Raw genomic sequence first — 25,199 nt, 5'->3', positions numbered from 1 at the left:
TACTATGTTAAATAAAAAAAATACTATGAAAGCTGTTGTTCTTGAAAAACCTTGTACTGCTGATGAATTAAAAATTCAAAATATTGAAATTCCGAAAGTAAAAAATGGCTGGGTTCTTATAAAAATTAAGGCTTTTGGAATAAATCGAGCTGAAATATTTACTAGAGATGGATTTTCTCCTTCTGTGAAATTGCCACGTGTGATTGGAATTGAATGCGCTGGCGTTATTGAAGATGCTTCTGATAGCCATTTTCAGAAAGGAGATAGAGTTTTCACAATGATGAATGGCTTGGGACGCGAATTTAACGGAAGTTACGCAGAATATGTGCTTGTACCATCTTCTCAAGTTTATCCGATAACTCTTTCAGAAACAGACTGGGCAAAGCTTGCAGCATATCCTGAATTATACTACACAGCTTACGGCTCTTTATTCAAAAGCCTGCAGTTAAAAAACACTGACACTCTGTTGATTCGTGGCGGAACAAGTTCAGTTGCCCTTGCTTCAATTCAGCTTGCCAGAAGTTTTGGAAATACCGTGATTGCAACATCAAGAAGTAAGGCTAAAGTTGAATTTTTAAAAGAAATAGGAGCAGATTTTGTCCTAATTCAAGATGAAACTTTTGACACTCAGTTACAAGAATATTTTCCAGACGGAGTTGACAAAGTTCTTGATTTAATCGGCACTCCTACTTTGAAAAATTCTTTAAAATCTGTGAAACAAGGTGGAATAGTCTGCATGACAGGCTGTCTTGGAGGATGGATAATTAAAAATTTTGAGCCGCTTGACGAAATTCCTTCAGAATCCTACCTAACTTCATTTAACAGCACAATTGTCAAAAAAGATACAATAAAAGAAATGTTTGATTTTATTGAAAAACATCTCATAAAACCAAGAATTGCAAAAATTTTTACATTAAACGAAATTTCTTTAGCACATAAATTTTTAGAATCAGATAGCGCTAATGGAAAAGTTATTATAACGACAGGACAATAATTTTTCAGCCGGTATAACCTGAAGTTTATTATAAATATATGAAAACCTATTCATTTGACAAATAGGTTTTTTTAATATATAATCAAAAATATTTGCGAATAATTTGCAAATTTGCAAAATAAAAAACGTTTTTTATTATTAGGAGATGTTATTATGAAATTAACTAAGAAAAGGCAGCAAATACTTAATCTTATACAGTCTTCAGACACTCCAGTAAATGCCAAGTTTTTAAAATCAAAAGTGGATTTTGACTTATCGACAGTTTATCGGGCTTTGGAATTTTTAGAGAAAAATAATTATATTTTTTCATTCGACTTTAAAAATGAAAAATATTACTTTAAGGAAGAAAATACCAATTTTTTTATTTGTGATTCTTGCAAGCATATTGAAACTGTGCCAGGATTTTCAAATGAAGAAACGGAAAAAGAAAAAAGCGAATTAAAAAAACGAGGCTTTTCACTATTGTCGCATCTTTCGATTTTTAAAGGAAAATGCAACGATTGTGATTAAATCTATTATTTATACTAGACTCTGTTTAGGAAATGAAATTATATTTCAATTATTTAAAAATATTAAGTTTTTATCTTTTTCTAGAAAAGTTTTTAATAAATTCATTATTTTATTACAAAAAATACATATTTAGGAGGAATTAAAATGAAAAAATTATTATCATTACTTTTATTATCAGCTCTGTTTATTTTTTCTTGCGGAAATAAATCAGAAACTAAAAAAGAGCAAGGAACTACTGCAGGAGCAAAGGAAAAAATTGTAACAAGCGTGCCGCCTTTAAGATGGCTTACCCAAAAAATTGCAGGAGATGATTTTGAAGTTATTTCGATTGTACAGCCAAACATGAATCATGAACTATTTGAGCCAAAACCTTCAGATTTGAAAATTCTGGAAAATTCAAAAGTATTTTTCACTTACAATATGTTGGGATTTGAAGAAACAATTTCTGACAGCCTAAGCGATAAAAATAAAATTGTTAATGTCTTGGATGGTGTTGATAAAAATTTATTTATCAAAGGAGATCATGATCACGAACATGCAGATAAAAAGGAAGAAGAACACGAACATCATCACGAACATGAAGGACACGGTGGAATTGATCCGCATGTATGGTTCTCGCTTGATATGATGCCTAAAGTTGCTGAAAATATAAAAAATGAATTGTCAAAACTTTACCCAGACAAAAAAGAAACTTTTGAAAAAAATTACAATGCTTTCATTACAGAACTTAATCAAGTAAAAACAGAACTTTCACAAAAAATGGCTTCAAAAACTAAAAAATCATTTATGATTTATCACCCTGCATTAAACTATTTCCTAAAAAATTATGCTATTGAAGAAATTTCAATCGAGCAGGAAGGAAAAGAGCCATCAGCACAGCAAATAAAAGAAATCATTGACGAAGCAAAAGAACACAATGTAACTACAATCCTAGTTCAGCCTCAATTTCCAAAACAAAGTGCCGAAGCTATTTCAAAAGAAATTCCTAACTCAAAAGTCGCTGAATTTAATGTTGACAAAGAAAATGTCTTTGAAAATCTAAAACAGTTTGTAGATTATTTAAATTAAAAATTTTTATTCAAAAAAAGAACGAGAAGAAAAACGAAAGGATAAAAATTTGATGGCTAACGGACAGAATAAAAAACTTGTGAGCGTGCAAAACCTTAATTTTAAATACAACAATGATTATATTTTGAACGATATAAACTTAGATATTTTTAAAGGAAAAAATGTTGCAATTCTGGGAAGAAATGGTGGCGGAAAATCAACTTTAGTAAAAGTTATGCTTGGGTTTTTGAGGAAAAATTCTGGCAGTATTGAATTTTTTACAAGTGAAAATAAAATTGGGTATTTACCACAAATAAGGGAGTTTGACACTTCCTTTCCCATTAACATTTTTGACTTGGTAATATCGGGATTAACTAATAAAAATAACCTTTTCAGAAGATTTAACAACGAAGAAAAAAAACGTGCTGAAATACTTTTGAAGGAATTTGATATTTTTCATTTAAAAAATAAATTAATAAACGAAGTATCTGGTGGACAGCTTCAAAGGGCATTAATTGCACGTGCCTTAATTTCTTCACCAGAACTTATTTTTCTTGATGAGCCGGAATCATTTCTGGATAAGGAATTTGAATTTAAACTTTTTGAAAAAATAAAGGAATTGTCAGATTCAACAATCGTTGTGATTTCTCACGAGCTTGAAAAAATCTACGATTACATTGATTCCATTTTTGTCGTGGAAGGCAATATTCAAGTTTATGAGAAAAAGGAAGATTACGTGTGCAGCAATCCTTACTTACATTCACACAAATAAAATTTACAAAATTAAAGATAAATTATTAAAGATTGGGGAATTATGGAATTTATAAAAATTTTTGAATACGCCTTTATGAGAAACGCCCTTATTGTAGGCCTTCTTTCAAGTATATGCTGTGGAATAATAGGAACTTATATTGTAAATAAAAAAATGGTCTTTATTTCATCAAGTATCAGCCATGCCTCTTACGGCGGTATTGGAATAGGAATTTACCTGATTTACTTCTTTAACTTGCCAATAAAAGATCCATTATTTTTTGGACTGATTTTCTCAATACTGTCAGGTGTGCTGATTTTGGTTCTAAAAGACACTCTTCACGTTGATGGTGATTTGGGAATAGGTATCGTTATGTCAATGGGAATGGCCATCGGAATTATTTTTTCCTTCTTGACACCAGGCTATCAGTCCGATATGTCAACTTATTTATTCGGAAATATCCTTTTATCCAACACCCTGAACATAATTTTACTGCTAATACTGGACATCATCACAATCACTTTTTTCATCATCTTCTACAAAAGCATCGTCTACACCAGCTTTGATGAAAACTTCTACAAAATCCACAGCGTCCCAGTAACCTTCATAAACTATTTTATGATAATCCTAATATCCTCCGTGATAATAATAAACATAAAAACAATAGGAATCATCCTAATAATCTCAATCCTGACAATCCCGCAGGCAATCGCAGCCTCACTCGCAAGAAAATACTCAGCAATCATAATTCTATCCATAATTTTCTCATTTATCGGAATACTATCAGGGCTATATTTTTCCTACACACTAAATATTCCGTCAGGCCCTTCAATTATTGTACTGCTTACGATTTTGTTGGCGTTAGTTAAGGTTGGAGGATTTGTGAAGGGGAGATTTTTGAATTAATAAATTTAACTATAAAACACCTTCCTTTTAGAGTAATTTTTAGAATTACTATTACAATGGAAGGTGTAATTTTATTATAAATTTCTATTTTTATTCTTCAGAATTCTTGTTATTTTCTTTATTTCTTAATTTCTCTAGTTTTGTTTGATATTCTTCTATCTTTTTCCTGTAATATTCTTCATCTTTATTTTCAAACTTTGATTCAATCATTGATTTTAACTTATTAGAAATTAACTTTTCTCCAATTTCACCTATTATAAAATCAACCTCATGTTTTATATCCGAATACTTTTCAGCTTTTTCTATTTTATGTACTATCCCTTTAATCTTTTCAGTAGCAAATTTCCCAAAAGTCGATTCTAAAAACATAGTATTTTTAAACAAATCAATAATATTAGCCCCAAAAGTTTTCACATCCTCTTTAATCTCAGCCTGAATTTTACCTTCTTCATCTTTATTCAAATAAATACAATCTCTTGCTAAAACATCTGCTATCAGAAAAGGACTGTGTGTTGCAAAAATCAATTTAAACTTTTTATCTTCATATCTTTCTAATTCCTCTATTAATTCATACAGGAATCTTCTGCTCCATTCAGGGTGTAAAAAACTTTCTATTTCATCAAATAAAAGTGTAATATATTTTCTATCTTTAAATTCAGCATTTAAAACTCCATGAAGTGTTGAAAAATATTGTAATTTTATTCTTTCTCCATCGCTTAATCCTTCTTCCTCTATTTTTATAAACTCTACGCTTTTAAATAATAAATCTATGTCCTTTTTTTCTTTTGGAATATAAAAATTATCGTATTCTTCTAAGAAGTCAATAATTTCCTCTCTCTCTTTAAAATTAATTATAAATTTTTTAATAATTTTGTTATATTGAATATTTATTTCATCTTTTGCTGCTACAATATCATTTATGCGGGTAGCTATGTCGTCTATAATCTCCTTGTAATTTTTTCTGTTAAATGCAATTTGGTTTCCCGATTTTCTTGATAATCTTTCAAATCTTTTTAATAATATTTCAAATTTTTCACTTGAAGATTTATCATTTAGTAATTCCAACATTTTATTTTTATCTTTTTCTAATTTTTTTATTGAATTTTCTTTTCCATTATTTATGTATAAATCCCTTAATATATGTATTAAATAAAGATAATTAAAATAATTCTTTAAAATAATATCTTTTATATTATCGTTATTTATATTATCATACAACTTTAAAAAATTAAGATTAATTTTATCAAAATGAAAATTATTTAATATTTCCTTATTTGAATTTATTAATTTAACGTATAAATCAAGAATTGATAATGTTAAATATGCATTTTCAAAATTATCATTATTTTTTTCTTGTCTTATTTTAATTAAATAATCATATATATTTTTTTTACTTCCATTTTCTAATCCAATATTTAATTTTAGAACTGTTCTTTCTTTTACATATTTAGATAACAATTCTCTTTGAGCAGCACTTAGTTTTTTTTCTCTAAATGAAAGCTTGATTGTTCCTAAATTTTTTAAATAATCTTCTTTATAATTTTTTTCATCTTCAATTTCACATTTACTTAATACTTCTTTAAGTTTTATTTCTTTTTTAGATTCTTTTATTTCTATAGAGATTGATAAAAAATCTTTTTCAAGAATAAAGTCCTCATTATTAAAACTAGATTTATAGAGAATTACATGATTACCAATTTCTTGTATTTTTTCATTATCATTAGAAGAACCTAAATTAAATATATTCAGTACTTCTAAAATACTTGTCTTCCCACTCCCATTTTTCCCAATCAACAAATTAGCACTATCTATATTCCCCTTTGTTTTATCAATAGAATAAAAGTTTTCTATATTATTATTTGCAGATTCATATTTTTTATTGATTGATAACGTGTCTTTATCTCTATTATACTTAATTTCATAATTATTATCAAAAGTAATTTCAAAATCTTTCAATCCTTTATATTCTTTTACATACATATATATTGGAAACATTTCATACTCTCCTTAAATTTTTATATCAAATTCTTCTAAAATATCTTTAGTCAATTTTGCCAAAGGCTCTCCATTTTCTATCCTTTTTCTGTATGGCTCTTTCACAATATCTTTAAAATATTCTTCAAGTTGTTTTTTCTTGTCATTATTATTTTCAAACATCTCTCCACAAGCCTCTAAATAATTTTCTGGATATTTCTCAATTGTATACAATAAATCTTGAATATATTGATTATGTGATTTTTTATAAACTCTGTCTAATCCTAAATTTCCAATACTATTTTCCACCTTTTTTTTATTTTCTTCATCTTCAAGATTTTCATAATCAATTTTCACTGAAAAATCAGAATCTTTTTCTCCTAAAATTTCATATATAGCTTCTTTTGAAGTCTTAAATTTTACTCCTAATTCATCAAAACCTTCTTCATGTGGATAAATAGAATCACGTGTATCTGCATCTCCTTTAAATATACTATTACAAACTTGACAACTAGGTACAAAATTATATAAAGACAAAGCTAAAAATGGATAATCTGCCTTTGGATAAAAATGATCTAAAGTTGCTGTTGTTTTTTCATCGTTATTTTCTGCATCTGCATAATTACTAATATAATTTCTTTGACAATATGGACATACTTCTATTCCCATTAATGATAATAACTTATGTCTACTCCATTTTCCTTCTTTGTATAATTTCTTATAACAAAAAAGTTGATTTGGCAAATATTTTTTAGGTATTTTTAATTTATCAAAACATACTTCTAAAACACTTTTTTTCTTTCCTACTTTTTGCATTAAATTTCTTAATTTTTCTATTTCGTTAATTTTATAATCCAAAAATAATTCTTCTTTTATAACAAACTCTTTCTCTTCTGCTACTATTTTTTTTAGCATTTTTACATATCTTTCCAACTCTTCATAGTCAGAAAATTTATCTTCATATAGTTTTTTTAATTCTTCAAATGCTTTTTTAATTTTAGGAAATATTTTTTTATAGTACCATTCTGACGGACATACTTCTATTCCCATTAAAAATAATAATTTATGTCTATCCCAATCTTTATTGCCATTTTGTAATTTTTCATAACAAAAAAGTTGATTTGGCAAATATTCTTCAGATATATTTAATTTTTCAAAACATACTTCTAAAACACTTTTTTTCTTTCCTACTTTTTGCATTAAATTTCTTAATTTTTCTATTTCGTTAATTTTATAATACAAAAATAATTCTTCTTTTATAACAAACCCTTTCTCTTCTGCTACTATTTTTTTTAGCATTTCTACATATCTTTCCAACTCTTGATAATCAGAAAACTTATCTTCATATAGTTTTTTTAATTCTTCAAATGCTTTTTTAACTTTAGGAAATATTTTTTTACAATACCATTCCGAATGTTCTTCTTTTATTTTCTTCCACTTTCTCTCATCTATGTCTATTTTTATCATCTTTTCTCCATTTACAAAATTTAAAAATTTACAATTTTATAACTTTTTTCTTTTCTTAATCCAGTATACTATATTTCATCAACAATTTCTATTACTATTCACAAAAAAAGAGGAATTTTGAATTTCCCTCTTTTTCATTAAATTTTTTTAATTATTCAATGCTATAAATCATTTCTGCTTATACTGCTTTTATTAAAATAATGACTTTTTAAAAATTATTTTCAGGAAGGAAGCTTAAGCCCTTTTTAATAAATAAAAAAATATTAATAACAATATATAGCATAAAATTTTAAAAAATAAGTTTAATGAGGTATAATATAATGAAAAATAGAATTTTTAGAAAAGGAAAATAAATTATGAAATATATTTATAATATTGATAACCTAAAAAATCATAATGAAAATACAGTATTTGAGGAAAAAATTGGTAAAAAGGCTCAAAATTTGCTTGAACTTGCTGCCGATGGATTTAATGTACCGTATTTTTCAGTCATTACTAACAGATATTTTAAGGAAATTATACTAAAAGAAATTGAAATGTACAATCAAGAAGCAGGAAATAATGATGAAATTAAGGATTGGAATGCTGTATTTAGCGGGAATGCCGAAAGAAAAATTGAAAATATAATTAGAATTATAAAAAATCATAAAATTAGGGAAGAATTTGAAAAGGAAATAGAAAATGCACTAAATGAAGAAAGTTACTATGCTGTGAGATCTTCTTCTATTGAGGAAGACAGCAGCAATTTTTCATTTGCAGGTCAGTTTGAAACATATCTATATGTAAAAAAGGAAAATATAATGGAAAAAGTGAAGGAAGTATGGATTTCTTCCTTTTCCTTACATGTCATGAAATATAGAAAAGAAGGAAAAATAAACAATGAAATAAATGTTCCGGCAGTAATAATTCAGGAAATGGTAAATTCTGAAAAGGCCGGAGTCGGATTCAGCGTAAATCCCGTAAATGGACATTATGATGAAATAGTAATTTCAGGAACTTATGGGCTGGGAACAAGTATAGTTGATGGAGATGAAAATGGAGATCTGTTTATATATAATAAAAAAACGAAGGAAATTAAAAAGGAAATAAGAACAAAAAAAATAAGACAGGTTTTAGATTTTGAAAATAAGAAAGTAAAGATAGAAGAAATAAATATTGAAGATGAAGTGTTAAACGACAGTGAAGTACAGGAGCTTGGAGAAAATATTATAAATATTGAAAAATATTATGGAAAACCTCAGGATATGGAATGGGCATTTGAAAAGGGGAAACTTTATATATTGCAGTCAAGACCTGTAACTACATTAGAAAAATCAAATGAAAAAACATCAAATACAATAATATGGGACAACAGTAATATTGTAGAAAGCTATCCTGAAATTACACTTCCGCTTACCTTCAGCTTTATAAGAAAAGCCTACTCTGATGTATATAAAAGATTCTCGGAAATTACGGGAGTACCTCCGAAGGTTGTTGAAAGCTATCAGGTTGTATATGACAATATGCTTGGATTACTGAAGGGAAGAGTTTACTATAATCTGATAAACTGGTACAAACTTCTCATGCTGTTTCCTAATTCACGTAATAACAGTAAATTTATGGAACAGATGATGGGAGTGAAAAAGGAACTGTCAGAAGAAGATATAAACGAAAACCTTCTGGAAGCGGAAGAAAAAATGTCTTCGTGGGAAAAATTCAGAAACAGGATTGAAAAACTGAAGGCAGGAGGGACATTGTTTCTGAATATGTTCCTGATTGAGAATAAGGCTAAAAAGTTTTATAAGCTCATAGATGAAAATCTTAATGGAAAAAATAGCAGTCTGGAGGAAAAAAGCGTAAAGGACTTAAAAAAATATTACAAGTTTCTTGAAAATAAATTTTTAAAAAACTGGGAAATACCTATTATAAATGATTTTCTTGTAATGGTTTGGTTCGGTCTTTCAAAAAAAGTAGCAGAAAAATATATAAAGGAAAATTTTGAAGAAGTACATAATATTCTTATTGCTCAGGAAGGAAATGACATGATAAGTGTCGAGCCTTCAAAATATATTATGAAAATGAGCAGTATAATAAAAAAGGATAAGAATTTACAGAATGAAATAAAAGGGATAACTTCAGAAGCTGCAACAGATATTAATATTGAAAATTTAACTAGGAATAAAGAATTTAACTCATTACTGGAAGAATATATGCAAAAATTTGGAGACAGGACAGTACATGAGCTGAAGCTTGAAGCATTGACATTGAGGGAAGATCCGTTATTTCTGATCAGGATGATATATTCGATTTCAATGACAAAGGAATCAGGTGAACACAGTAAAAGGAACATTTCAGAAGAACAGAAAAAGATATATGAAAATCTGAAAATCAGTCCGTTGAAAAAGTTTATACTGAAAAAAACAGTATCCTATGCAAAAAAATTTATTCGATTAAGGGAAAATCTGCGATATGAAAGGACAAAGGTTTTCGGCATGGTCAGAAAAATTATGAAAAAAATGGGAGTCTATCTGAAGGAAGAAAATATAATAGTTCATGAAAGGGATGTATTTTATCTGACAATAGATGAAATTTTTGGACTGATAGACGGTGCACTAATTGATACAGACTTAAAAAAGCTGATAGACTTAAGAAAAGAAAAGTATAAGGAATATGAAGAAGGAGCTGTCCTTCCTGACAGATTTTTAACGAGAGGATTTTTAGGGGAAAACTTCTATTATGAAGATTTGACAGGAAATGAACAGAGAGATAAAAGTATTCTTAAGGGAACAGGATGCAGCAAGGGAGTAGTAAAGGGAAAAGTAAAAATTGTACTAAATCCTATGAATACTGAAGTTGAAGATGGAGATATTGTCGTTACAAAATCTACGGATCCAAGCTGGGTTATGGTTTTTCCTTTATTAAAGGGGCTTATAGTGGAAAAGGGAAGTCTTTTATCACATAGTGCAATTATTTCACGTGAAATGAATATACCTGCCATAGTCGGAGTGCAGGGAGCAACAACTGCTTTAAAAACAGGAGATTTTGTCCAGTTTGATGGAAGTACAGGAATAATAAAAAAATTGGAGGAAATATAAAATCAGAAAAAAACTGATTAAAATTTTATACGGATAAATATGGAGGAAGTATAGATGAAAAGCGAAGTAAAAGAAAATAGAGTTGATTTTTCTTTGATAAGGTATTCCCAATGCTGGGAAGATACAGAGGTTTTGCTCGAAAGTCTTAATATACAGGAAAATGATATATGCTTTGGAATACTGTCTGCGGGAGATAATGTATTTTCCATGCTTGCAGAAAATCCAAAGAAAGTGGTGGCACTTGATATAAGTTTTCCTCAGATAGCACTTGCAAAGCTGAAAAAGGAAGTTTTTAACAGCCTGTCCTATAAAGAAATGCTTGAGTTCATGGGAGTAATGAAATCTGATAAAAGAATTGAAATATATGACAGAATAAGAGAAAATCTTGATAAAGAAGTGAAGGAATACTGGGACTTTAACAGAGAATCAATTGAAAAGGGAATAATACATGCCGGAAAATTTGAAAAGTTTTTTAAAATTTTCAGGGAAAAAATACTTCCTTTTGTGCATAGTAAAAAACGGATAGAAAAACTTCTTGAAAAAAAATCCAGGCAGGAAAGAATTGAATATTATGATAAGTACTGGAATAATTTCAAGTGGAAACTGATGTTTAAGCTGTTCTTTTCAAAATATATAGTTGGGAAACTGGGAAGGGATAAGGAATTTTTCAGATATGCAGAAAAAAATATTTCTGAAGAAATGAAGGAAAGAAGCAGATATGCCCTCTGTGAGCTGAATCCGTATGAGAATCCCTATATTAACTATATTCTGACAGGAAATTACCGTAAGGATTGTCTTCCTTATTTTCTTAGAAAAGAAAATTTTGATAAAATCAGAAGAAATCTTCATAAGGTAGAAATTTTACAGAGTTCAGTCGAAGAATATCTGGATCAGATTGATTTTAAAATAAATAAATTTAATTTAAGTGACATATTTGAATATATGTCAGCTGAAAATTACAGTAAATTAATGGAAAAAATTTACGACAATGCTGAAAATAATGCCTTACTGGCATATTGGAACCTAATAGTTGAAAGAAATTCAGAAAAACTTGGTTATAAAGAGACGGATAGCGAAATAGCAGTTGCTGGAAAAGAAAAAAATGTAAACGGAAAAAAATATGAAAGGATGAAGGAGCTGGATAAGAAGCTTCATGAAAAGGATATGACATTTTTCTATACTGATTTTATAGTGGAAAAGGTGATAAAAAATGGAAATAGTTAAAATGATATTTGTTCTGGCGGCTTTTATACTGTTTTTTCTTCTGCTTAACAAGCTTGAAAAAAGCGAAAAACTTAATTCGGAATTTATAAGGAAGATTCTGCATATAGGCTCAGGAGTTGGAGGACTGTCACTTCCTTTTATCTTTGAAAGAAAAAGCTCGGTTGTAATACTTGGAATAGTATTTCTTGTATTGCTTGTTTCCATAAGAATTGTAAAAAATAAGGTGACAGGATTTAAAAAGGTGCTGGAAACAAAAAATAGGAAGACTTTAGGAGATATATACTTTATTATGAGTATTTTGGGATTATGGCTTGTTTCAAGTGATAATAAGGTAATGTATGCTCTTCCGCTTATAATTCTTATGCTTTCTGACGCTTTTGCCGCCCTCATAGGGGAATTTTACAGCAAGTATAAATTTAATACGGGATTTGGAACGAAGTCGATAGAAGGCTCGGTAACATTCTTTCTTACAACATATTTTATATGTATAAATTTCTTTTTATTCTTCAGTGATATTGGCAGCATAAACATCGTGCTTGTTTCCCTACTTTTAAGCATCCTTACAATGATTCTTGAAGTCATTTCATGGAATGGTCTGGATAATCTTTTTGTACCATTTTTTGTGTACTTATTTTTAAGATTAAATTTATATTTAACAGCACGGGAACTAATGTATAAACTTTGGGTAATAATCGTATTATTTATTATAATAATATTAAATAGAAAAAAGACAACTCTTACAAGAGTTGCACAAACTGCAAGTTTATTTTTTCTTTACATCGTTATGATAATTGGAGGAATAAAATGGCTTATTCCGCCACTAATAATGTATCTTGGCTATTATCATTTCACTCCAAAGGTAAAAGGGCAAGTAAAAGATTCTCTTAAAGGACTTTTGGCAATAGCATTTACTACAGCAATGTGGCTTGCTATGAGCATCATACTTGATAAAAATAAAATGTATCTTATTTATATATTTACCTTTTCGTTGCATTTTGGAATTATAAATTTGATAAGAGATAATGCAGGAAATGTAAAACGGGAAACATTTAGAATGAATTTTCTGATGGGAAGCATTGGAAAGGCATTTACTTTCTTTATAATAAATTATCTTGCCTTGTCAAGAATTTGGGATTTTAAAATGCTGGCTGGAATAATAATTTTTATATTTGGCGGAATATTTATTTACGAAACAAGTATGAAGATTTTTTATATTATTGAAAAAGAAAACGAACTTAGTGGGGAAACAAAAGTATTTATAACTTCTGGAATAGTTTTTATCTGTTCAATGATATTACTAGGAATAGGAATGCTGTTTTAGTTTTTTAATTAAAATCTATTCATATAAAGGTTTTTTCATTACAAATTATTTTGATTAATAAATATTTTTTCTCTAATGTTATATTATTTTATTTTTTTTGTAAAGGGGAATAATCGCATCCCCTTTGCAATACTGGTTTGTCTATTTTTTACTTAATCTGCTCTGTTTCCATATTTATCCTTGCAATAAAAATATCCATCATTTCTTCTATAACATGTTCTGCCTTTTTCTTTTGCTTCTCGGTTCACTCTATCCCATCTATTTGCATCAAACAGCTCACATCCAGCAACTGTCATTGCAAGTATTACCATTATCAGTAATTTTTTCATATCCATCTCCTTCTTTCTTTTAACTTTAATAAATTATAACTTATATAAATAAAAAATCAAGTTTAAAAAATAAAGGGTTATGTGTACTTTAATAAAAATTCAAAAAATGATATAATTCTTATTGTAAAATCTATCATAATTTTAAGTTTAAAAAATAAAAAATTTAAATAATAATAGCCTTTAAAATGATTCTAAAATGATTTTACCATAAGTTTATAGAGAAAGTAGATGATAAATTATGAAAATAAAAAGGTATAAAGAAATTCAGAAATACGTTATAGAAAATAACATATCTCACGAAGAATCACAGAAAATAATGATAGAACGACCATCGGAAATAATGATTTTCATGGATGAAAATAACAATATAGCAGGTAGTTTACATTTATGGCATAATCGTCCGGATTACAATGAAAGAAAAACATCATATATAGGAAATGTAAGTATACATGAAAAATATATAAAAAATGAAGAAAAATTTTTTAATGAAGTATTTAAAGAACTTAAAAAAGAAGGAATAGAAACAATAATAGGCCCTTTAAATGGAACTACTTGGAATACATATCGTTATGTTACTGACAAAGGACATCGTTCGCCATTTCTTATGGAACCTTGGAATGAAGACTACTATGTAGAACTCTTTGAAAAACTTGGATTTAAGCCTCTTGCCTATTATATTTCAACAGTAATGGAAAATATGAATCCTGTTCAAAGGGGGCATTTATCTAAAAAAATTGAAAAGTTGAAAAAATTTGAATATTATAGGGATACTACAGTAAAATCTGCGGAAAATGAAGATTTAATCGCTGTGCTGAATAAAGTTTACGACTTGACAATTGAGGCATTTAAAAATAATTTTCTGTATTCTGAATTGGATAGAGAAATATTTTTGAAAATGTATATGAGCCATGAAGATAAAATTGTAAAAAAATTCTTTAAAATGCTTTATTTAAAAGACGAATTAATCGGCTACGTATTTGGAATACCTGATTATGCCGAACTTCAATACAAGGAAAAAATAGAAACTATGATTCTTAAAACGATTGCAATTTCTCCCAAATATAATGGAAAAGGCATGGGGTATATTCTGATAGATGAACTTGTGAAGGAAGCGGAACATTCAGGCTATAAAAATGTGATTTATGCTTTAATGCACGAAAAAAATATATCAAAAAATATCGGCTCACTTTTGGGAGATGAGTTAAGAAGATATGCCCTGTTTATAAAGGAACTTTAAATAAAAGGCGGTGTAGAATGACAATAATTGACAAAATTAAAGATTTGAGAAAACAATATCCAGACAATACAGCATTATTTGATTTAAAGACAGGAAATAAGATTACTTTTACTCAAATTGATACAAAATCAGATGAAATTTGCAGTTACTTGACACAAAAAGGATTTCAAAAAGGAAATAAAATCGTTGTTTTTGTCCCCATTGGCATAGAATTTTATCTTATTCTGACTGCAATATTTAAAATGGGACTGCAGGCTGTGTTTATTGATCCGTATGCTGGTATTGAGCATATAAATAAATGTTGCGAAATGATTTCCCCTGACGGAATAATTGGAAGCAGAAAGACACTTTTAAAGGGATTCTTTTTGAAGGAAATCAGAAAAATTGACAAAAAAATTAATTATATTAAAATGATGAAATATTCTGAAAAACTTTCAATATATGAAAAAAATAAAAATCAGAAAATAATACAAAATGAAAAAATTGACGGAAGTACACCTGCTCTTATCAGTTTTACGAGCGGGAGTACAGGCTTTCCAAAAATTATTATGAGAACGCATGAATTTTTACTTGGACAGCACAATGTGCTTGAAAAAAATCTAAAATTTGAAAAAGAAACAGCTGTTTATTCTTCATTCCCGATATTTCTTCTTTCACATATGGCAACAGGAACAACTACCTTTATTCCTGATTTGAACTGGCTAAGACCTGTCGAGTCAGATTTTGGGAACATTGTTAAGCAAATAACAGAAAATAATATACAAAACATCATCTTGCCTCCTGCAATATTTGAAAACATCGTAAAATTTTGCAAAGATAAAAAAATAATGCTCGAAAATGTTCAAAAAATATATACTGGAGGAGCACCTGTCTTTTACAGCCTTATGAAAAAGATTAAAGAAGTTTTTACAAATGCTAAAATTATAGCCTTGTATGGAGCGTCAGAGGCTGAACCCATATCAGTATTAAATTTTGAAGATATAACAGAAGAAGATATTGAAAATATGAAAAATGGTGATGGACTTCTCGCTGGAAAAATAGTTAATGAAATAGAACTTAAAATAGAAGAATTAGAAAAAACGCCTAAAAAAAATAAAATTTCAGAAATCAAGGGCGAAATACTTGTAAGGGGCGAAAACGTGGTTGATGGTTACTTAAATATTGAAAAAAATTCTGATGAAAACTGGCACAGAACAGGAGATATGGGATATATTAACAAAAAAGGTCAACTTATACTGCTAGGAAGAGTTAAAGGGCGAATACAGATTGAAGAAAACATTTATTATCCTTTTACTGTAGAAACCGCCTTTTCATTTTGTAAAAACGTGAAAAAATCAGTTCTTACTTCCAAAAATAATAAACTGTATCTAATTGTTGAAAGAAACCCTGAATTTAAAGGAAATTTATCTGAGGATAGTGAAATTAACAAACTAAAAGAAAAATTTGGAATATTTAAAATAATCGAAACTGAAATTCCTATGGACAAAAGACATAACAGCAAGACGGATTATAAAAGGCTGGAAGAAATAGTTGAAAAAATTTAAAAATTTAAATTCAGAAAGGAAATTTTATGAAAACAGAAGCAAAAGAGTTAATTCAGGAAGGATTAAAATTATTTTCATTATATGACAGGAGAGCTTTGAAAAGATTCTACCTTTCAGCAGAAAAAAGCGAGGCAGATTTATCATATCTCGATGAAAAGTATCAGACTCATATGCGTTCTAAAGCAAGAGGACTGTTTTTTGATTTTTTAGGAGGAATTATAGAAGGCGTTGCAAGTTCAGGAAGTCCGTTTAGTCATTCTCTGGATAGAGCGATGACCATTGAAAAGCGTGAACAATATAATGAAAAGAAATTAATACTAAGGTATAAAATTAAAGATTTTATTGAAAGTACACCAGTAGACAGTAATACAGGATATTTACTTTCCATGATTGACTTCTATTGTCAGTAAAATTGTTGTAATTATAATATTGTAAGAGGAGAAAATAAAAATGAACGAAAGTAATGTAAATTCAAAAAAATCAATAATCCAATATATAAAAAACTTTAAAATATATTTAAATGAACGATTTCCATTAGGAAAAAACTCTTTTTTCGTATTGATTTTTACTCTGTCAGGATACATTTATACAAGTTTGTTATACAATTCAAAAATTATGTATCTTTTTACAAACGGAGTTAAAATAGGGATATTTCAATATAAAATAATCGCTCTATTTATCATAATTTTTATGTTTTTCTTGCAATTACGAATTACAGATGAATTTAAGGATTATGAAGAAGACTTAAAATATAGGGCTTACCGTCCTGTTCAAAGAGGTATAATTTCCTTAAAAACATTAGGAAAAATAGGAATTGCAACTGTTATAATACAAATAATGCTTGCACACGTTATAGATCCTGAAATTATTTATTTTATGATATTTGTATGGATTTATATGTTCTTAATGGCAAAAGAATTTTTTATAAAAAAATGGCTTACAAAAAGAATTTTGATTTATGCTCTCTCCCACGTTGTAATAATGGTATTCATTACTCTTGTTATTGTAGAAGCTACACAATACATTGTACCAAAAAATATTTTTGACGTTTTTATATTACAACGGTATAGACATAATATTGATTTTGCATTAATTCCTCTTTTTGCATTAAATTATTTAAATGGAATCGTACTGGAAATAGGAAGAAAAACGAGAAGAGCTGATGAAGAGGAACATGGAGTGCAAACATATAGCAAACTTTGGGGAAGAAAAAAGGCTGTGGTTGTTTTAAGTCTACTTTTTGTTATTGAATATTTTCTTGTTATTCTTGGGCTTGCCCATACTTATGAAAAATACTTTTTCTTTGGTGGATTGACATTGCTTGTAATATTAGTAGTTTCAATATATTTTATGGTAAAATTTTTGAAAAAGGATCTGTCAGGAAAGATTGTAGAAACTATGTCGGGACTATGGATTATTTTTTCAAGTATGAGCTTTGGGCTTCTTCCGTATTTTGTATTTAGTTTAATAAAATAAAAAGTATAAATTTTATATCAGTTATATCTATAGTTTTTAACAAATAAATTTAACAATCACAATTTTAATCATCTATAAACAAACAAGGGGATAAAAATAACTATTCTCTTTTTTTACTTCAATTTTTTTGTAATGCAAGGGCATCAGACGCCATGCCCTTTTTCTCTCTTTTAAACAAATTTTTCAGATAAATTTAAAAATAGACTTCCATTTAATAAAAATCGAGTTATAATTATAACATAACAAACAAATTTAAAACTGACTTAGAGGAAGTGATAAATAATGGTTGAACTTGAAAAATTGTCTACTGAAGAAAATAATTCAAACAGCAAGGATATTGAACTGCAGGATAGCCTTGAGATTGTGAGAAGGATAAATGAGGAAGACAAGAAAGTGGCGTTTTGCGTGGAAAAAGAATTAGAGAGCATTTCACGGCTGATAGATGCCATATTGTCAAAATATAAAAAAGAAACAAGAATTATATATATTGGTGCAGGAACATCGGGAAGGCTTGGAATTCTTGACGCTTCAGAATGCCCTCCTACTTATGGGGTTTCCTTTGAGAAAGTTCAAGGAATAATTGCCGGTGGAAATGAAGCGATATTCAAGGCTAAGGAAAATGCTGAAGATAAGCCAGAACTGGGAAAACAGGATTTGCTAAATATTAATCTTACAGAAAATGATGCAGTTATTGGGCTTGCCGCTTCTGGCAGAACTCCCTATGTTTTAGGGGCAATAGAATATGCAAACAGCATTGGTGCAGTTACGGGAAGTATAACTTGCTCCAAAAATTCGGATTTATCCAAAGTCAGCCAATATCCGATAGAAGTCCCTGTTGGTGCTGAAATTGTGACAGGCTCTACCAGAATGAAGTCTGGAACAGCACAGAAAATGATACTTAATATGATTTCCACAGCAATTATGATAAAGCTGGGAAAAGTATTTTCAGGCTACATGGTGGATGTAAAAACTTCCAATCAGAAACTGGTTGAGCGGGCGAAAAGAATAATAATGAAAACTACTGGGACTGATTATGAAATTGCAAGTTCTGTTTTGGAAAAAGCCGGAAATGATGTAAAAACAGCTATTACTATGATACTTTTGGATATTGATAGAGATATGGCAACGGAAAAATTAAAACAATACGATAATAATGTAGCAAAATTAATACATGAATATTCTGAAAAAAATATTTAGCAATTTAGAAAGGATTGAAAAAATGGGAAAAAAAGACGGAATTAAAATTGTAACAATTGGTGGAGGCTCCAGCTATACTCCTGAACTGATAGAAGGATTCATTAAAAGGATAAAGGAATTGCCAGTAAGGGAAATATGGCTGGTTGATATTGAGGAAGGGAAAGAAAAATTAGAAATAGTTGGAAATTTGGCTAAAAGAATGGTGGAAAAGGCTGGTATTGACTGCAAGGTTTATTTGACGCTGGATAGAAGGGAAGCCATAAAGGATGCAGACTTTGTAACGACTCAGTTTCGTGTGGGGCTTCTTGATGCGAGAATTAAGGATGAAAGAATACCATTTGAAAACGGACTTCTAGGACAGGAAACAAATGGTGCTGGGGGGATGTTCAAGGCATTTCGTACAATTCCTGTGATACTTGATATTGTGAATGATATAAAGGAACTTGCTCCAGATGCCTGGCTTATTAACTTTACAAATCCAGCTGGAATCGTAACAGAAGCTGTACTAAATTATGGAAATTTTGAAAAAGTTGTCGGACTTTGCAATATTCCTGTACATACTCAGATGGATTGTGCAAGCCTTTATGAAAAAGATATTAGCGAGTTTAAATTCCAATTTGCAGGGCTGAATCACTTTGTCTGGTACAAGGTATGGGACAAGAAAGGAAATGAGCTTACAGCAGATTTATGGGATAAAAGACAGGATAAGGAAAATCTTGGTGTAAAAAATATTGTAAGCATAAATTATGATTATGATCAGATAAAAAATTTGGGAATGCTGCCTTGTGACTATCATAGATATTATTACTTACAGGATGAAATGCTGGCTGAAGGGTTGAAATCATATAAGGAGAATGGAACAAGAGGGGAAATTGTTAAAAGAGTTGAAGCAGAACTTTTTGAACTTTATAAGGATGTAAATTTGAAGGAAAAACCTAAACAGCTTGAACAAAGAGGTGGCGCTTATTACTCTGATGCAGCCTGTGAATTGATTAGTGCGATTTATAACGATAAAGGCATAATAATGGCTGTGAATACTAGAAACAAAGGAGCTATTGCAGATTTACCATATAATTCGGCAGTTGAAATTTCCTCATACATTACAGCAAGCGGGCCTAAACCTATAACATTTGGTAAATTTCCAAATGCTGGGCAGAGAGGATATATTCAGCTAATGAAGGCAATGGAAGAACTTACTGTGGAAGCGGCTGTTACAGGAAATTATTACACCGCATTGCAGGCTTTCACTACAAATCCATTAATTCCTGGAACTACAATTGGAAGAAAGGTTTTGAATGAACTTCTAGATGCACACGAAAAATATTTGCCACAGTTTAAGGATTATTATGAAAACAGAGAAAAATATCAAAAAGGAGGAAAATAAGAAATTATGGACAAGGAACAAATGGAATTAGTCGTCTTTGAAATTGTAAATAGTGCCGGAATGGCAAAAGGAATGGCTTATGAAGCGTTAAGCGAGGCAGAAAAAGGGAATTTTGAAAAGGCTGAAAATTTATTGAAAGAAGCTGATGAGGCTCTGTTATCCGCTCACAATGTCCAGACGGAAATAATTCAGGCGGAAGTAAATGGGAAAGGTATTACACCTTCAGTCTTATTCGTTCACTCGCAGGACCATTTGATGACAGCAATCGAGGCAAAAACATTAATTGAAGGCATGATAAAAATGTATAGAAGAATTGATAAACTTGAAAAGTTACAGATTTAGAAATAAAACTGATACTATTTTTAAGCAGAGGTAACACAAAAGTTATAAAAATTTAAAAAATAAAAAATTAGGAGGATTTTATGAAAGTATTATTTGTATGTTCACTAGGAATGTCTAGTGCTGTGGCAGTAAAGGCTCTTGAAAAAGAAGCAAATGCAAAAGGCGTAGAAATTGAAGTGAAGGCTGTGAGTACGCAGCAATTTGAAGAAGAAGTAAAAAATGGATATGACGTGGCAATGGTTGCTCCTCAAATAAGACACAGATTTGACACATTAAACGCTCAGGCAAAAGATGCAGGTGTGCCGTGTGCAATGATTACGCCGCAAGGGTATAGCCCACTCGGAGGTCCAAAACTATTAAAACAGATTCAGGAATTAACACAAAATAAATAAATTTTAATATCTTAACAATTCACAAAAACAATATCGTAACAGGAAAGGAAGCAGAATTATGGCAGTTTTAGAACAACTTTCAATAAAAATGGCAAAAATATCAGAACAAAGACATTTAAGGGCAATACGGGACGGTATAGTTTCCACATTGCCTCTAATCATTGTCGGATCAATATTTTTAATTTTGGCGTTCCCACCTTTTCCAAAAGAATGGGCAATCTCAGTTTTAGCAAAAAAACATGCAGTACAAATGCTACTGCCCTACCGTATGACAATGTTCATAATGGGACTTTACGCAGTTATGGGAATCGGTTACAGTCTTGCAAAATCGTATAAATTAGATGGAATTACAGGGGCAATACTGTCAGTCTGTGCATTTTTGCTTACAATTATGCCTAAAATGATTAATCCGATTGAAGCGATAAATCAAACTATCGGCGGAAAAGCAGTACAAATTATTGTTGAAGAGGGTACAAAAGGCTCTCAAATTATTCAGGAAGATATTGGGTATGCCCTGCAAATGTCAAGATTAGGCTCTGCAGGTTTGTTTGTAGGAATTATAGCAGCAATATTTGCAGTTGAAGTATATAGAATGACTACAACAACTGGATTTAGAATAAAAATGCCTGAAGCTGTGCCAGAATCAGTTGCACGTTCATTTGAAGCGCTTACTCCAGCAGCAATAATCATTTTCACATTGACAATCTTAACTTACTGGCTAAATATCGATTTACACGACATAATTGGCTCAATTATAAAACCCGTTCTGAAATTTAGTGATTCATGGTTTTCTGTAATACTTATCGTATTTATGATTACGTTTTTCTGGAGCTTTGGAATTCACGGCGATTCAATCGTTGGCTCAGTTGTACGTCCATTATGGCTTATGCTTCTTGAACAAAATGCCACAGCTCTAGCAAACGGACAAAATATTCCTCATATTGCGGCAGAACCTTTATACCAATGGTTTATCTGGATTGGCGGTTCAGGAACGACAATAGGATTTGCACTATTGCTACTGCTTAAATCAAAATCAACTTACGGTAAGACTCTAGGAAAAGCAGCAATCCTTCCTTCAATATTCAACATAAACGAACCAATTATTTTTGGAGCTCCAATCGTATTGAATCCTACATTGTTGCCACCTTTTATAATTGTTCCAATCGTTAATGCCTCAATCGCTTATTTTGCAATGGTAGCAGGACTGGTAAACCGTGTAACTTCAACACCGCCTTGGACTCTTCCTGGGCCAATAGGAGCATTTTTAGCAACAAATGGAGATTACAGAGCTGTGATTTTAAACATACTTCTAATTATAATTTCCATTGCAATTTACTATCCTTTCTTTACAGCCTACGAGAAAAAATTGTTGGCAGAAGAACACGCTGAAACACAAGAATAAAAAAGAAGGGAAATAGTACAAAATGAGAAGATTAGGAATTTCAATTTATCCTGAAAAGACAACTGAAGAAGAATTGCTAAATTATATTGACAAATCTTTTGAAGCTGGCTTTAGCCGAATATTCAGTTGTCTGCTCTCTTCTACGGAGAATAAGGAAATAATTTTAAAAAAATTTAAAAAAGTAAATTATTATGCCAAGGAAAAAGGCTTTGAGATTATCCTGGATGTAAATCCAAAAGTTTTTGATGATTTGGAAATCAGTTATGATGATTTAACTTTCTTTAAGGAAATAGGAGCTGATGGAATCAGGCTTGATATTGGATTTACTGGATTGCAGGAAAGCATTATGACATTTAATAAGGAAAATTTAAAAATTGAGGTAAATATGAGCAACGATACTCATTATATCGATACAATTATGGATTACTGCCCAAATAAAAATAATCTAATAGGATGCCATAACTTTTATCCTCATATCCACACAGGATTAGGCTTGGAATTTTTCAAAAAATGTACAGAAAATTTTGCAAAATATGGATTACGAACAGCGGCATTTATAACTTCACAAGCTAAAAACAGTTTTGGTCCTAAGCCAGTAACGCAAGGATTACCAACTTTGGAAATGCATCGTAATTTACCATTGATAGTTCAGTTCAAACATTTTGTCGCACTAGAAACAATTGACGATATAATTATTTCAAACTGCTATCCAACTGATGAAGAATTAGAAAAATTTAAAAAAGTGCGTAAAGATATGGTAAGTTTTTCAATCGAGCTGGAAAAAGATGTTCCTGAAATAGAGCAAAAAATAATTTTTGATGAACTTCACTTTAACAGAGGTGATATTTCCGAAAATCTAATCCGTTCCACAAATAGCCGTGTTAAGTACAAAGGACATAACTTCAAAATTTTTAACGCTCCTGAAACAATAAGAAAAGGAGATGTAATTATTGAAAGCAGCGAATTTGGACATTACACAGGTGAACTTTTGATTGCAAAAACAGAAATGAAAAATACTGGAAAGTCAAATGTTGTTGGAAAAATAGCTGATGAAGAAATATTTTTAATTGATTACATCAAGTCTTGGCAAAAATTTTCTTTTGTAAAAAAATAAAAATGCCTCTATCTAACAGCTTTATCTTTAACTATTCAATTAAAAGATTTTGAAACTTCAACTTACAAAGGAGATGAGCATTATGGATGCCAAAAAAACAGCAAAGGAAATTTATGAAATTTTAGGAGGCAAGGAAAACATTGCTTCAAACGCAGTCTGCATGACAAGACTTAGAGTTAAAGTTAAAAATGAAGTAGATTTAGAAAAGTTAAAAAAAGTTGATGGCGTACTGAACGTAGTAAATGCTGAAACTTTACAAATAATACTAGGGCCTGGAAAAGTAAATGCAGTAGGAGATGAATTTTCAAAGCTTAGCGGTATTGCTCTAGGATTTTCAGACAGCAACGTAAAGGATGTAGCAAGTGAAAATAAGAAAGCAAATAAACAAAAATATAATGGTCCTGTCCAACGATTTCTTCAAAAAATTGCAAACATATTTGTTCCTTTACTGCCTGGAATAATTTCAGCGGGATTAATAATGGGACTTACAAATGTAATAAATGTTGCAGCAAAAAATGCTTATAATACAGTATGGTGGTTTGCCGCGATAAGAAGTATCGGATTTGTTATGTTTGGATATCTTGCAATTTATGTAGGAATGAATGCGGCAAAAGAATTTGGGGGAACTGCAGTGCTTGGTGGAATTATGGGGTCAATATTTATCACAAATCCAGCCTTGCCTTTACTTCTTAAAGCAGAAGACAAGAGCGCAGTTATACTTCCTTTTACAGGTAAGCCTTTTGCACCTGGAATGGGAGGACTGCTTGCATCATTATTTATGGGCATAATAATTGCTTATCTGGAAAAAAAAGTAAGAAAGATAGTTCCTGAAATGCTTGATACCTTCTTTACCCCACTTTTAACTTTAATCATAGGCATATTTATAGCCTTAATAATAATTCAGCCTTTAGGAACAGTTGTAACAGGCTTTATATTCGCTATTCTTGATTTCGCATACAAGAAATTAGGAATATTAGGAGGATATATACTGGCAGCTGGATTTCTTCCTTTAGTTTCAGTTGGATTGCATCAGGCCTTAACTCCTATACACACTTTACTTAATGATCCAGCAGGACCTACAAAAGGAGTCAATTATTTGCTTCCTATACTTATGATGGCAGGCGGAGGACAGGTTGGCGCAGGAATTGCAATTTATATAAAAACTAAGAATCAAAGGCTTAAAAATATGGTAAGAGATTCTATTCCAGTTGGAATACTTGGAATTGGCGAGCCATTAATGTACGCTGTAACTTTGCCATTAGGAAAACCGTTTATTACAGCCTGTCTAGGATCTGGGATTGGTGGAGTTCTTGCAGTTCTATTCCATTTAGGAACAATTTCTCAAGGTGTCTCAGGCTTATTCGGACTTCTTATTGCTGTTCCGGGAACTTGGATTTACTTTATAATCGCAATGCTAGGAGCGTATGCAGGAGGATTTATCCTAACTTATTTCTTTGGAATTGACAACGAAAAGATAGAAGAAATGTATGGAAAATGAGAAAAAAATTATAAAT

22 protein-coding genes are annotated in these 25,199 nt (G+C 30.1%); 19 read left to right on the top strand and 3 right to left on the bottom strand.

Annotated elements, in window-relative coordinates; all coding sequences use genetic code 11:
- Nucleotides 1-4 precede the first annotated feature (4 nt).
- From FVE77_RS05800 to FVE77_RS05780, 5 genes are all read left to right on the top strand, one after another.
- Nucleotides 5-994 carry a zinc-binding alcohol dehydrogenase family protein gene (locus tag FVE77_RS05800; RefSeq protein WP_051254496.1) on the top strand — a complete coding sequence of 330 codons (990 nt, stop codon included), beginning with the start codon at nt 5-7 and terminating at the stop codon, nt 992-994.
- Nucleotides 995-1,147: 153 nt separating this feature from the next.
- Nucleotides 1,148-1,504 (top strand): Fur family transcriptional regulator, encoded by a 357-nt coding sequence (locus FVE77_RS05795; protein ID WP_026746396.1) that lies wholly within the window; start codon nt 1,148-1,150, stop codon nt 1,502-1,504.
- Nucleotides 1,505-1,648: 144 nt separating this feature from the next.
- Nucleotides 1,649-2,572: a metal ABC transporter substrate-binding protein gene (locus FVE77_RS05790; RefSeq protein ID WP_026746397.1), complete on the top strand. Its 924-nt coding sequence runs from the start codon at nt 1,649-1,651 to the stop codon at nt 2,570-2,572.
- 52 nt (nt 2,573-2,624) lie between these two features.
- Nucleotides 2,625-3,323: a metal ABC transporter ATP-binding protein gene (locus FVE77_RS05785; protein ID WP_026746398.1), complete on the top strand. Its 699-nt coding sequence runs from the start codon at nt 2,625-2,627 to the stop codon at nt 3,321-3,323.
- Nucleotides 3,324-3,365: 42 nt separating this feature from the next.
- Nucleotides 3,366-4,208: a metal ABC transporter permease gene (locus FVE77_RS05780; protein WP_081690324.1), complete on the top strand. Its 843-nt coding sequence runs from the start codon at nt 3,366-3,368 to the stop codon at nt 4,206-4,208.
- Nucleotides 4,209-4,298: 90 nt separating this feature from the next.
- Here the strand turns inward: FVE77_RS05780 and FVE77_RS05775 are convergent, their stop codons facing one another.
- Together FVE77_RS05775 and FVE77_RS05770 are read right to left on the bottom strand one after the other, a co-directional pair.
- Nucleotides 4,299-6,203, bottom strand: a complete 1,905-nt coding sequence (locus FVE77_RS05775) for an AAA family ATPase (RefSeq protein ID WP_026746399.1) — start codon at nt 6,201-6,203, stop codon at nt 4,299-4,301.
- 12 nt (nt 6,204-6,215) lie between these two features.
- Nucleotides 6,216-7,649: a transcriptional regulator gene (locus FVE77_RS05770; RefSeq protein WP_232052970.1), complete on the bottom strand. Its 1,434-nt coding sequence runs from the start codon at nt 7,647-7,649 to the stop codon at nt 6,216-6,218.
- Nucleotides 7,650-8,005: 356 nt separating this feature from the next.
- On the opposite strand from FVE77_RS05770, the gene FVE77_RS05765 reads away from it, so the two are divergent.
- The 3 genes from FVE77_RS05765 to FVE77_RS05755 are packed head-to-tail and all read left to right on the top strand — an operon-like array spanning nt 8,006 to nt 13,268.
- Nucleotides 8,006-10,723 carry a PEP/pyruvate-binding domain-containing protein gene (locus FVE77_RS05765; protein WP_026746401.1) on the top strand — a complete coding sequence of 906 codons (2,718 nt, stop codon included), beginning with the start codon at nt 8,006-8,008 and terminating at the stop codon, nt 10,721-10,723.
- Between the two features lie 54 nt (nt 10,724-10,777).
- The gene (locus FVE77_RS05760; RefSeq protein WP_026746402.1) at nt 10,778-11,947 is read left to right on the top strand and encodes a DUF3419 family protein; all 1,170 of its coding nucleotides are present in this window, start codon (nt 10,778-10,780) and stop codon (nt 11,945-11,947) included.
- The gene (locus FVE77_RS05755) at nt 11,934-13,268 is read left to right on the top strand and encodes a diacylglycerol/polyprenol kinase family protein (protein ID WP_026746403.1); all 1,335 of its coding nucleotides are present in this window, start codon (nt 11,934-11,936) and stop codon (nt 13,266-13,268) included. The genes FVE77_RS05760 and FVE77_RS05755 overlap by 14 nt, the downstream gene beginning before the upstream one ends.
- Before the next feature lie 152 nt (nt 13,269-13,420).
- On the opposite strand, the gene FVE77_RS05750 is transcribed toward FVE77_RS05755, so the two are convergent.
- Entirely contained in the window at nt 13,421-13,603 is a 183-nt protein-coding gene (locus FVE77_RS05750) for a hypothetical protein (RefSeq protein ID WP_026746404.1), read from the bottom strand.
- 232 nt (nt 13,604-13,835) lie between these two features.
- Here FVE77_RS05750 and FVE77_RS05745 point away from each other — a divergent pair, with 232 nt between their 5' ends.
- The 11 genes from FVE77_RS05745 (at nt 13,836) to FVE77_RS05695 (ending at nt 25,183) form a co-directional block, all read left to right on the top strand.
- Nucleotides 13,836-14,834, top strand: coding sequence for a GNAT family N-acetyltransferase (locus FVE77_RS05745; RefSeq protein ID WP_026746405.1), 999 nt, complete (start codon nt 13,836-13,838; stop codon nt 14,832-14,834).
- 17 nt (nt 14,835-14,851) lie between these two features.
- Nucleotides 14,852-16,378, top strand: a complete 1,527-nt coding sequence (locus FVE77_RS05740; RefSeq protein WP_026746406.1) for an AMP-binding protein — start codon at nt 14,852-14,854, stop codon at nt 16,376-16,378.
- A gap of 26 nt (nt 16,379-16,404) precedes the next feature.
- Nucleotides 16,405-16,788 carry a hypothetical protein gene (locus FVE77_RS05735; RefSeq protein WP_026746407.1) on the top strand — a complete coding sequence of 128 codons (384 nt, stop codon included), beginning with the start codon at nt 16,405-16,407 and terminating at the stop codon, nt 16,786-16,788.
- 40 nt (nt 16,789-16,828) lie between these two features.
- Nucleotides 16,829-17,854 (top strand): UbiA family prenyltransferase, encoded by a 1,026-nt coding sequence (locus tag FVE77_RS05730; protein WP_026746408.1) that lies wholly within the window; start codon nt 16,829-16,831, stop codon nt 17,852-17,854.
- Nucleotides 17,855-18,136: 282 nt separating this feature from the next.
- Nucleotides 18,137-19,051, top strand: a complete 915-nt coding sequence (murQ, locus tag FVE77_RS05725) for an N-acetylmuramic acid 6-phosphate etherase (protein WP_026746409.1) — start codon at nt 18,137-18,139, stop codon at nt 19,049-19,051.
- A 22-nt stretch (nt 19,052-19,073) separates the two neighbouring features.
- Nucleotides 19,074-20,435, top strand: a complete 1,362-nt coding sequence (locus tag FVE77_RS05720) for a 6-phospho-beta-glucosidase (RefSeq protein WP_036088079.1) — start codon at nt 19,074-19,076, stop codon at nt 20,433-20,435.
- 6 nt (nt 20,436-20,441) lie between these two features.
- The gene (locus FVE77_RS05715; protein WP_026746410.1) at nt 20,442-20,777 is read left to right on the top strand and encodes a PTS lactose/cellobiose transporter subunit IIA; all 336 of its coding nucleotides are present in this window, start codon (nt 20,442-20,444) and stop codon (nt 20,775-20,777) included.
- 80 nt (nt 20,778-20,857) lie between these two features.
- Nucleotides 20,858-21,169 (top strand): PTS sugar transporter subunit IIB, encoded by a 312-nt coding sequence (locus tag FVE77_RS05710; protein ID WP_026746411.1) that lies wholly within the window; start codon nt 20,858-20,860, stop codon nt 21,167-21,169.
- A gap of 58 nt (nt 21,170-21,227) precedes the next feature.
- The gene (locus FVE77_RS05705) at nt 21,228-22,571 is read left to right on the top strand and encodes a PTS sugar transporter subunit IIC (RefSeq protein ID WP_026746412.1); all 1,344 of its coding nucleotides are present in this window, start codon (nt 21,228-21,230) and stop codon (nt 22,569-22,571) included.
- A gap of 22 nt (nt 22,572-22,593) precedes the next feature.
- The gene (locus FVE77_RS05700) at nt 22,594-23,685 is read left to right on the top strand and encodes a DUF871 domain-containing protein (RefSeq protein ID WP_026746413.1); all 1,092 of its coding nucleotides are present in this window, start codon (nt 22,594-22,596) and stop codon (nt 23,683-23,685) included.
- 82 nt (nt 23,686-23,767) lie between these two features.
- Nucleotides 23,768-25,183, top strand: a complete 1,416-nt coding sequence (locus tag FVE77_RS05695; RefSeq protein WP_026746414.1) for a PTS transporter subunit EIIC — start codon at nt 23,768-23,770, stop codon at nt 25,181-25,183.
- The last annotated feature ends 16 nt before the right edge of the window (nt 25,184-25,199 follow it).

The organism is Leptotrichia hofstadii, from assembly GCF_007990525.1.
GTDB lineage: Bacteria > Fusobacteriota > Fusobacteriia > Fusobacteriales > Leptotrichiaceae > Leptotrichia > Leptotrichia hofstadii.
Note: the sequence above shows the minus strand (reverse complement) of the source record. Positions and strands in the feature narration are given on the sequence as shown.